We start from the raw sequence: 9,334 nt of genomic DNA, 5'->3' as shown, positions 1-9,334 counted from the left end.
AGTGATTAGTGATTAGTGATTAGTGATTAGTGATTAGTGATTAGTGATTAGTGAAGAATTGCACTCTGACATAATTGTTTTGAACTTTAGTCAGCTAATGATAAAAATTCGTAATTAGCTTCGCTGACTTTCAGTTCTGTAACTAATACTTTCCAAAAAAATAATTTCCTAATGCGCTTTCGTCATCGCTCTCATAAAACTCTCTCCAATAGGTTGTAATTTCATCTTCTGTCAGATAGCCTTTCTTTTCTGTATCTAACTTTTCAAAAGTAGCTACTGCAAGTTGTTTATCAATACTGTAAGCAGAAAAGAATTTTTCAAATACTTGGCTATCTATCTTAAAGTTCTCTTTTTTGTTTTGGTCTGCAAAAAGACGAATTACATAACACGTAATGGGTAGAATATCTTCTTCATAAGATTTTTTTTCTATCAGAGAATTACAATAGGCTACCCATTCATCAAGGCTGATTTTTTGGTCTTTTTCATTATCTACAATGCCGTCAGCAAAGAAGAGCATTTTTTTCCAACGATTCTGATACAAATAACTTAGTCCTCTATATGTTTCTGATTGTTTTGAGAAAGGCACAACTTCAGAGAGTTTATTTAGAATCAGATTAAAATCATCTCTTTCAATCGTTCCATCTTTATTTGTATCAAAGATTTCAAACATTCGTTTTGCCTTGCGTTCTTGTAGAGGAGTAAGCATATTCAATTATCAATTAAAAATTACGAATTACGAATTACGAATGGATAAACTTAGTGTACCTAGTTGGTAATTCATTTATAATATAAAAGTTATAGTATGTGTAACTTGATATAGTTACTTATTTCGTAGAAGACAATTTAGTCAAAAAATTGAACCCAAGAAAAGTATATTTTTAGAAATTAAATTCTCCAAGGTGGATTGAGACGGTTTTCTCCTCCATAAAACAAGATGATAGAATTTCCGTCCAAATCTTTTAATCTTGCCTCTCTCCAAAGCCAGCGTTTGTCGTTGGGCAATTCTTCAAATTTGATTCCTTTTTCAAGAAGATTTTGTACGTGCTTATCCAAATTATCACATTCAAAATAAACATGTATGCCATCTCCTGTTGGTAATTTGTCTGTCTGATGCAGTGAAAATGTTGAGTTTCCATTTGGGCATTCAAATCGTGCATAGTGTGGCAGAGCTTTTACAATAAGTTTCAATCCTAATTTTTCATAAAAAGGAATAGACTTTGTCAAATCCAACGAAGGAACAGTAACTTGATTTAGATTCATTTCTATTTATTTTAAATCATTCCAATACCAATCAATAGCTTCTGTAAGTCCTTTTTTGAAAGAATATTGAGGAGAATAGCCTAAAAGTGTTTTTGCTTTATCAATAGAAGCCAACGAGTGAGGAATATCACCTTGACGGTTATCGCCATAAATCGCCTCAATATCATTGATTTTTTCATCGTACTTTCCAAGCAAAGAACGCATCAGTTCGAACATTTCTTTTACAGTTGTACGCTCTCCGAAGGCTACATTATAGACTTGACCTATAGCCTCTGGATTTGTCGTTGTGGCAGCTAGTTCATTGGCTTGTAAAACGTTTTCGATATAAGTAAAATCTCTTGAAAAATCGCCTTTTCCAAAAATAGTAGGGCGTTTGTGTTCCATTAAAAGACCAATAAACTTCGGAATAACAGCTGCATACGCACCATCTGGACGCTGCTTTCTGCCAAAAACATTAAAATAGCGCAAACCAATTAGTTCCAGTCCATACAAATCAGCAAAAACATTAGCATAAAGTTCGTTTACATATTTGGTAACGGCATACGGAGATAGTGGTTTGCCTATGTTTTCCTCTATTTTTGGAAGAGCTTGATGGTCGCCATAAGTAGAAGAACTAGCTGCATAAACAAAACGCTTTACTCCAGCCTCTTTTGTAGCAACCAACATATTGAGAAAGCCTGAAATATTTACATCATTTGAGGTAATAGGGTCGGCTATTGAGCGAGGAACAGAACCCAAAGCTGCTTGATGCAAAACAATTTCTGCTCCTTCTACAGCTTTCTTACAATCTTCTAAGTTTCTAATGTCTCCCTCAATAAGTTTAAAATTAGGGTTTTCCAAAAGATGAGCTATATTTTCTTGTCGTCCCATCGAAAAGTCGTCTAAACAAACTACTTTATTTTCTTGTGCTAGAAATTTTTCACAGAGGTTTGAGCCTATAAAGCCTGCTCCTCCTGTAATTAAGATGTTTTTTGATGTAAGTTGCTTATGTTCCAAGATAATTTGATTTTGTTAGATATGATTTGAATTAATTTAATAGTTTTTTAGGAAGACATATTTCGAAAGTCGTACCTTCTCCAAGTTTGCTCTCTACTGTTATTTTTCCTTGATGTTTTTCTATGATTCCATACGTAATAGACATTCCAAGCCCAGTTCCTTCTCCTACATTTTTGGTAGTATAGAAAGGTTCAAAAATTCGTTTTTGTACTTCTTCGTTCATTCCAATTCCATTATCAGAAATTAAAAGTAGTATAGATGTGTCTTGATTTTTTGTAGTGATTTTCAATGTAGCTTTTTCAATAGCCTCATTTCCTATATCATTTTTTTGTTTTTCTATAATTGCTTGAATAGCATTGCTACAAATATTCATCAATACTTGATTGAGCTGCCCCGGATAACATTCTATTGGCATAATAGAATCGTCTAGTTCTCTTTTAACTGTAATCTGATTTTCTTTAATCTGATTTCGGAGTAAAATTAGAGTAGTAGAAATATGGTCATTGATATGAGTTTTACGAATTTCTTCCTCATCTAACCTAGAGAAATTACGTAGTCCTTTCACAATCTCAAAAGTACGCATCGCACCTATCTGAATATCCTCTAAAAGTGTTCTGGTTTCATCAATTAGCTCATCATATTCTTCGTGTAATTCTGGGCTTATATTTTCTTTACTTGTCCACGATAAAAGTTCTTCTATGTTGGTATGAAGCGCATCCATTCCAGCATATACAAAATTGATAGGATTGTTTATCTCATGTGCTATTCCTGCTGTCAGCTGTCCCAAACTTGCCATTTTTTCAGCTTGGGTAAGTTGTGCTTGTGTGGATTTTAATTCTCTAATAGTAGTTGCCAACTGTTCATTTACTTCCCTTTCCCTTTCTAATGTATGCTGAAGTTTTGTTTTGGCAGCAGCCAATCTTTCGTTGGTAAGCTGCATTTCTTCTGCATATTTCCGAAGTTCTTTTTCAGATTCGGCAAGGTCTTCTACTTGTTTTAATAATTGAGCTTCTGTATAGCGTAATCTTGTACTTCGTTCTGCAATAAGTTCTTCTAGTCGTTCTCTTTGGTTCATCAGTTCCTGATTCATTGTCAGTAACTCTTCTTGATTTTCTTTAAAAGAATTGTCTTGGTATTGAAGTGCATCGTTCTGTTTATTTGCTTCTATAAGTAAATTTCTCAATAAGTCTTCGCTCTGACTTACCATTCGCATGGCTGTGGCAACAATGAGTAAGTTCATACAAACTGCCATTACCCAAATGATAATTCGGAAAATTGCTGCCGTAGAGGGTGGCATAAATACTCCAAGCTCTGTAAAATCTTTTGGTAAAAACTCTAGCCAACCTATTATTGCACCAAAAGCAAGAAGAAAAAAGAGCTGTAAGCTCTGTTCTTGCCCCGAAAATAACATAATTATGATGATACTGATGGGTAAGATAAAAGCCCTCATGGCTGATTCTCTATTAAAAACTAAAAAGAAAATGAGATGAGCAATAATAATCTGAAAGACAAAAAATATTTTGGCTAAATCTGTCTTACCAAGCCTGTTGAACAAAATAGGACAAAGGAAACCTAGCCAAACAAGAAAAGTGCTTAGTATGAGTTCTTTTGTCCAAAATGTATTCAGAATAAACAAACCTAGCATTCCTACCAAAAAAACAGAGCCTAACGAAAGACACACCAAATTGATAAGCCGAACACGGGCAGCTTGTTGAGTGTGCATTAGGTCAGTAACTCCCCAATTAATGCTATTTTGTAAAAAATCTCTTATAATATTTTGCCTTTATATTTGTTTATTCATTATTACTGGTAAAATTGATTTCTGTACTATCTCCAATATTTAGACTTTGAATCAAGCCTTTTAAAGAGGAATCACTTCCTATGATTGATTTGTCTAATGTAGCGTGAGTCAGCTCTGAAAATGAACCTATAATACTATTTTGAATGATAGAATTTGAGATATTTGTATGGTCTCCAATCGCTACATTAGGTCCAATAATGGAGTTTTCCAACTTACATTGTTTGCCAAATCGGACAGGTTGAATAATAATACAGTTGGGATAATCCGTAGAAACTGAAGTTTCAAAGCCGTGTCTTTTCAAAAGACTAGCATTCGCCTCCAAAAGCGTTTCCTTTTTTCCACAATCAAACCAATTATCTACTTCCACAAAAGTAATCTTTTCTCCTTGAAGTACCATTTCCATAAGTGCATCTGTCAGATGATACTCCCAAGAGCTATTTGCAGAGGCAGAGTTACTCATAATCTTTTTTATAGAATCCAAGAGTAATGGAATATTTGTAACTTTATATGCTCCCACCAATGCCAAATTTGACTTTGGAATACGTGGTTTTTCAATCAGCCTTTTAATCGTACCATTTTTATCAGCCTCTACAATTCCAAATATACGAGGGTTATCTACTTTTCTAACAGCTACTACGGTGTTTTTTATATCAAAAAAGTGAGTATAATTCATCTCTACAATTGTATCTCCAAGCACAATCAATAGTTCTTCTTCTTCCTTTATAAACTCTCTAGCTATCCACAACGCATGTGCAGATCCAATACGTGGCTCTTGCAATACAAATTCGGTTTGAATAGAGTCTTTATACGTATTTGTTACATATTCTTCTATTTTATCTCCTAAATAGCCTATTACAAATAAAAAATTTCGAATACCATTATTATATAAATTGTCAATAATATGTCCTAAAATAGGTTTGCCTGCTATGGGTACGAGTGGTTTGGGTTGTGTATGAGTATGTGGACGCAAGCGTGTACCTGCTCCTGCTACTGGAATAATTGCTTTCATAGGTTCGATGACAAAAGATAGAGAATGGCTAGAATAAAACTGACTACCAAAATAAAAAAAATAATATAACTTTTCATGTAAAATCTTCAGTTGGCTTGTATTCAGTATGAACAAAATATAAAAACTTTAAATGTTTTGAAAACCTAATGAGAAACTATCTGTTTCATTTTTTTAATCTTATAAACTTTATTCAAGAAAATGAAATCGATAAGTATTTTGGGTTGTGGCTGGCTTGGCTTAGAGGTAGCCAAATATTTTATAAAAAAAGAAATACAAGTAAACGGCTCTACCACCTCCAAAGAAAAAACAGCAATTTTAAAAAATGAAAAAATTAAGCCCTATATTTTACAATTGACAGAGAAAAACATTGAAGCCTATAAAAATAACTCGCATGATTTTTTCAAAGATTTTTTTCATACAGATATTGCACTGATAAACATTCCACCTCCAAGAGAAAACAAAGATTTTTATAAAGTTCAAATGGAATTTATTAAAAATTATCTACTAAAAAATGAAAAAGCAACTAAAAAAATTATTTTTATCAGTTCGACTTCTATATATAAAGATTATCCTGCTGACTTGAATAAAGAAGTAATCGAAAAAGATGTAGAAACAAAAGAAGAGGCTGCTAGAAAAGATATTTTTGACGCTGAAAATATATTTGTAGAGGCAAGTAAAAATAAAAAGTTAGAAACTGTAGTATTGCGTGCAGGAGGTCTTATGGGAGGAAAACGAGTAGCAGGAAAGTATTTTGCAGGTAAAAAGGGCTTAAATACTGGTAGTATTCCAGTAAATTTCATACATAGAAAGGATTTAGTAGAAATTATTTCAATAATTTCAGACAAATTGGTAGAAAATATTCTATTCAATAGCAAAAAACGTAACAAATTTGAAGTGTTTAACGTAGTGTGTCCTACTCATCCTACACGTCAAAAAGTGTATAAAAAGAATGCTAAAGACTATAATTTTGAAGCTCCCACCTTTCAAGAGAACACAGAAACTCCTAATTATAAAGTTGTAGATACAAATAAACTAAAAGACATACTGAATTACGAATTTCACTACCCTAATCCGTTATATTTTCCCATAGAAAGCGATATTTGATTTTTTTTATCAAAAAAACTCCTTAAAAATTACACAAAACAGATGATTTTATAAAGACTTAAAAGGCTGTTTTTTATACGATTAGTCATTAAATAACTTAACTTTGTATTAATACTATTTACTCGTTCCCTTAAAACGACTAAAGACGCACTCATAAAATTGAGATAGGACATAAAGAAGATATGCCTCTCCCAAAACTACTCACTAGACTAAAATTTTATGAAACTAAAAAAATTAATTCTGCTACAACTTACTCTTTTTCTTGGCTTAGCAGCTATGGTAGCTTGTGAACGTAACGAAGAATGTGCGCTAAGTGCTGCAAAGAAATCAGAAAAAAATGCAGAAACTCCTATTCAAGCTGTTGGTTCGGCAAGTCCAGCTATTATAAAATAACAGCTAAATGATATTCAAACGCTACAATACGTCTTTTTAATCTACTCTATATCCCCTTTTTATAGATAAACTGTACTGCGTAGCGTTTTGATGACTAGAAAACTTTATTTCAAACTCATTTCATTCTTTTTAGATTGGAATGAGTTTTTTTATTAATTTGAGGTTTTAATATTTTTATTTTTATCATAATAATATAATTAGTAGAATAAAATGATAGCAAAAACCTTTGGAGCATCCGTAGTAGGAGTAGAAGCAAATATTATAACGATTGAAGTCAATGTAATGAAGGGAAGGCATATCGTGATTGTTGGCTTGGCTGATAGTGCTGTTAAGGAAAGTGAACAAAGAGTAGAATCGGCTGTCAAGCAATTAGGCTTTCGTATTCCTCGCCAAAAAGTAGTAGTCAATCTTGCTCCTGCTGATGTTCGTAAAGAAGGTTCTGCTTACGATTTACCAATTGCTCTTGGTATGCTCGTCGCTTCTGACCAAATTACTGCCCCAAATTTTGATAAATATATTGTTTTGGGAGAGCTTGCGCTTGATGGAAAACTGCGTCCGATTCGTGGCGTATTGCCTATTGCCATTGAAGCTAGAAAACAAGGTTTTAAAGGATTTGTATTACCAAAAGAAAACGCTAGAGAAGCTGCTATCGTAAATAATTTGGATATTATTCCAGTCGAAACATTAGAGGATGCTGTCGGATTTTTTGAAGATGAAAGAAATATTGAACCTCTACAAATTGATACAAGAGGAATTTTCAGCCAACAAAAAAATGAATATGAAGCCGACTTTGCCGATGTACAAGGGCAAGAAAATATAAAAAGAGCTTTAGAAATTGCAGCAGCAGGAGGACATAATGTAATTATGATTGGTCCTCCAGGGGCAGGTAAAACAATGCTTGCCAAACGCCTTTCGTCTATTTTGCCTCCTCTTAGTTTGTATGAAGCATTAGAAACTACCAAAATACATTCTGTGGCAGGACAACTAGGAGAGAATGCTGCCCTTGTGGCTACTCGTCCGTATCGTTCTCCTCATCACACCATTAGTGATGTCGCTTTAGTGGGAGGAGGAGGAAATCCACAACCAGGAGAGATTTCGCTTGCTCATAATGGCGTTTTGTTTTTAGATGAACTTCCAGAGTACAAACGAACTGTTTTAGAAGTTTTGCGACAGCCTTTGGAAGAACGAAGAGTTACTATTTCTAGAGCGAAAGTTTCGGTAGAGTTTCCTTGTAATTTTATGCTAATTGCTAGTATGAATCCTTGTCCGTGTGGGTATTACAATCATCCAGAAAAAGAATGTGTCTGTGGAACAGGTATCGTGCATCGATATTTGAATAAAATTAGTGGTCCTTTACTAGATAGAATTGATTTACACGTGGAGGTAACTCCTGTCTCATTCGATGAAATGACAGCAGATAGAAAGGCTGAAAGTAGTGAAGAAATACGAAATCGTGTTATCAAGGCAAGGAAAGTGCAAGAAAATCGTTTTAAAGTGATAGATTCAGTACATTCTAACGCTATGATGCCGTCTCAAATGGTAAAAAAGATTTGTAAAATTGATGAGACGAGTAAAATCCTTTTAAAAAATGCAATGGAAAGATTAGGACTTTCGGCGAGAGCGTATGACAGGATTTTGAAAGTAGCCAGAACCATTGCAGACCTCCAAAATAGTCCAGATATACAGACAGCACACATTGCAGAAGCGATTCAGTTCAGAAGTTTGGACAGAAGCGACTGGGTTTCATAGCTTTAACTTCCCTTTTTTTATTGCACTTAGTCAAGACAAAAATTAAAAACTTAACTGACCAACGGTCATTATTTTGACTGTACGTGTAAATTAAAAAATTGTTTGCTTCGAAAAGCAAAAATTTCGATATTTTTTTTTGCCTCTGTGTAAGAAATAATTAAAGTTTACATATTCAGAATAAATTATAAATTACATCGTACTTAAAGGGCTGAGATTCTGCAAAAACCAAAAAATACAGAATTTTTTTTGGCAAAAACACTGTTTTATGTTAGTATCAAAAATACAACACCTTGAAAAACAATTAGTTATAATTTGGATAAGTGAATAATAAGGTCGTACCTTTGCATCCGTTCACCATCAAATCTAAATATGAGATATGTTACAATAACTACTTTGTCAATTTTTGTTTTATTTATTACATCATTTACTTCTAACTCTACACACACAGTCGCTTATCCGACTATGAGTATAGAAGAAGATGATGAAGTAACTTTAGACGAAGTAGAGCTCACGTACACGTGGGATAGTCTTATTACTCGCATTAAGAGCAGAGAAGGACTTATGTTAGAGCCTTACAACTGTGCAGCAGGCTACCTTACCATTGGCTACGGTCATTTGGTTACGGAAAGAGACAGCGCACTTTTAGGAGGCATTACCGAAAAACAAGCTGATTCGTTGCTTCGCCACGATTTGAATTACTCTAAAAGATGGGTAAAGAAAAATCTTAAGCTTAAAGGCGCAAAGCTCATCGCAATCACCAATTTTTGTTTTGCTTTCGGTACGTCCAAACTTTATCGCAGCACATTGTATAAAAAAATACAAAACGATGAGGCGATAGACACGGAAATTTTGCGTTGGGTAAACATAAACGGTGCGCCTAACCCAAATCTACAAGAAGAAAGAGAGTTTGAACTTTGGCTTTATACGCTAGGCGAAAAAAAAGAAGCCTATTTACAGCAGTTGAGCCAAAACGCAAAAGCAAGTTCTGAAAACAAAATGAACTAAGCCTAAAACAAAGCTCA

General features: G+C 33.8%; 9 protein-coding genes. 4 read left to right on the top strand and 5 right to left on the bottom strand.

Going from position 1 to position 9,334, the window contains the following annotated elements; genetic code table 11:
- Positions 1 to 142: 142 nt before the first annotated feature.
- The 5 genes from QZ659_RS19245 to QZ659_RS19225 form a co-directional block, all read right to left on the bottom strand.
- Positions 143 to 706 (bottom strand): EF-hand domain-containing protein, encoded by a 564-nt coding sequence (locus QZ659_RS19245; RefSeq protein WP_291728477.1) that lies wholly within the window; start codon positions 704 to 706, stop codon positions 143 to 145.
- Positions 707 to 885: 179 nt separating this feature from the next.
- Positions 886 to 1,260 carry a VOC family protein gene (locus tag QZ659_RS19240; protein ID WP_291728475.1) on the bottom strand — a complete coding sequence of 125 codons (375 nt, stop codon included), beginning with the start codon at positions 1,258 to 1,260 and terminating at the stop codon, positions 886 to 888.
- Positions 1,261 to 1,266: 6 nt separating this feature from the next.
- Positions 1,267 to 2,256 carry an SDR family oxidoreductase gene (locus QZ659_RS19235; protein WP_291728473.1) on the bottom strand — a complete coding sequence of 330 codons (990 nt, stop codon included), beginning with the start codon at positions 2,254 to 2,256 and terminating at the stop codon, positions 1,267 to 1,269.
- A 31-nt stretch (positions 2,257 to 2,287) separates the two neighbouring features.
- Positions 2,288 to 3,979, bottom strand: coding sequence for a sensor histidine kinase (locus QZ659_RS19230; protein WP_291728471.1), 1,692 nt, complete (start codon positions 3,977 to 3,979; stop codon positions 2,288 to 2,290).
- 70 nt (positions 3,980 to 4,049) lie between these two features.
- Positions 4,050 to 5,066 carry a sugar phosphate nucleotidyltransferase gene (locus QZ659_RS19225; RefSeq protein ID WP_291728469.1) on the bottom strand — a complete coding sequence of 339 codons (1,017 nt, stop codon included), beginning with the start codon at positions 5,064 to 5,066 and terminating at the stop codon, positions 4,050 to 4,052.
- A gap of 198 nt (positions 5,067 to 5,264) precedes the next feature.
- On the opposite strand from QZ659_RS19225, the gene QZ659_RS19220 reads away from it, so the two are divergent.
- The 4 genes from QZ659_RS19220 to QZ659_RS19205 all read left to right on the top strand — a co-directional run bounded on the left by QZ659_RS19220 (position 5,265) and on the right by QZ659_RS19205 (position 9,317).
- Positions 5,265 to 6,170, top strand: coding sequence for an SDR family NAD(P)-dependent oxidoreductase (locus tag QZ659_RS19220; protein WP_291728467.1), 906 nt, complete (start codon positions 5,265 to 5,267; stop codon positions 6,168 to 6,170).
- Between the two features lie 219 nt (positions 6,171 to 6,389).
- Entirely contained in the window at positions 6,390 to 6,563 is a 174-nt protein-coding gene (locus tag QZ659_RS19215) for a hypothetical protein (RefSeq protein WP_291728465.1), read from the top strand.
- A gap of 210 nt (positions 6,564 to 6,773) precedes the next feature.
- On the top strand, positions 6,774 to 8,312 hold the full coding sequence (locus tag QZ659_RS19210; protein WP_291728463.1) for a YifB family Mg chelatase-like AAA ATPase: 1,539 nt from the start codon (positions 6,774 to 6,776) through the stop codon (positions 8,310 to 8,312).
- A gap of 369 nt (positions 8,313 to 8,681) precedes the next feature.
- Complete coding sequence (locus tag QZ659_RS19205; protein ID WP_291728461.1) at positions 8,682 to 9,317, top strand: lysozyme; 636 nt, start codon at positions 8,682 to 8,684, stop codon at positions 9,315 to 9,317.
- Positions 9,318 to 9,334 lie beyond the last annotated feature (17 nt).

Origin of the sequence: Bernardetia sp., from assembly GCF_020630935.1 — a bacterium.
Lineage (GTDB): Bacteria > Bacteroidota > Bacteroidia > Cytophagales > Bernardetiaceae > Bernardetia.
This window is presented reverse-complemented; position numbering and strand designations above follow the sequence as displayed.

Excerpts from the sequence above, each read along its gene's own strand:
- QZ659_RS19245 (WP_291728477.1), bottom strand. The coding sequence starts at position 706 with ATGCTTACTCCTCTACAAGAACGCAAGGCAAAACGAATGTTTGAAATC.
- QZ659_RS19240 (WP_291728475.1), bottom strand. The coding sequence starts at position 1,260 with ATGAATCTAAATCAAGTTACTGTTCCTTCGTTGGATTTGACAAAGTCT.
- QZ659_RS19230 (WP_291728471.1), bottom strand. The coding sequence starts at position 3,979 with ATGCACACTCAACAAGCTGCCCGTGTTCGGCTTATCAATTTGGTGTGT.
- QZ659_RS19225 (WP_291728469.1), bottom strand. The coding sequence starts at position 5,066 with ATGAAAGCAATTATTCCAGTAGCAGGAGCAGGTACACGCTTGCGTCCA.
- QZ659_RS19220 (WP_291728467.1), top strand. The coding sequence starts at position 5,265 with ATGAAATCGATAAGTATTTTGGGTTGTGGCTGGCTTGGCTTAGAGGTA.
- QZ659_RS19215 (WP_291728465.1), top strand. The coding sequence starts at position 6,390 with ATGAAACTAAAAAAATTAATTCTGCTACAACTTACTCTTTTTCTTGGC.
- QZ659_RS19210 (WP_291728463.1), top strand. The coding sequence starts at position 6,774 with ATGATAGCAAAAACCTTTGGAGCATCCGTAGTAGGAGTAGAAGCAAAT.
- QZ659_RS19205 (WP_291728461.1), top strand. The coding sequence starts at position 8,682 with ATGAGATATGTTACAATAACTACTTTGTCAATTTTTGTTTTATTTATT.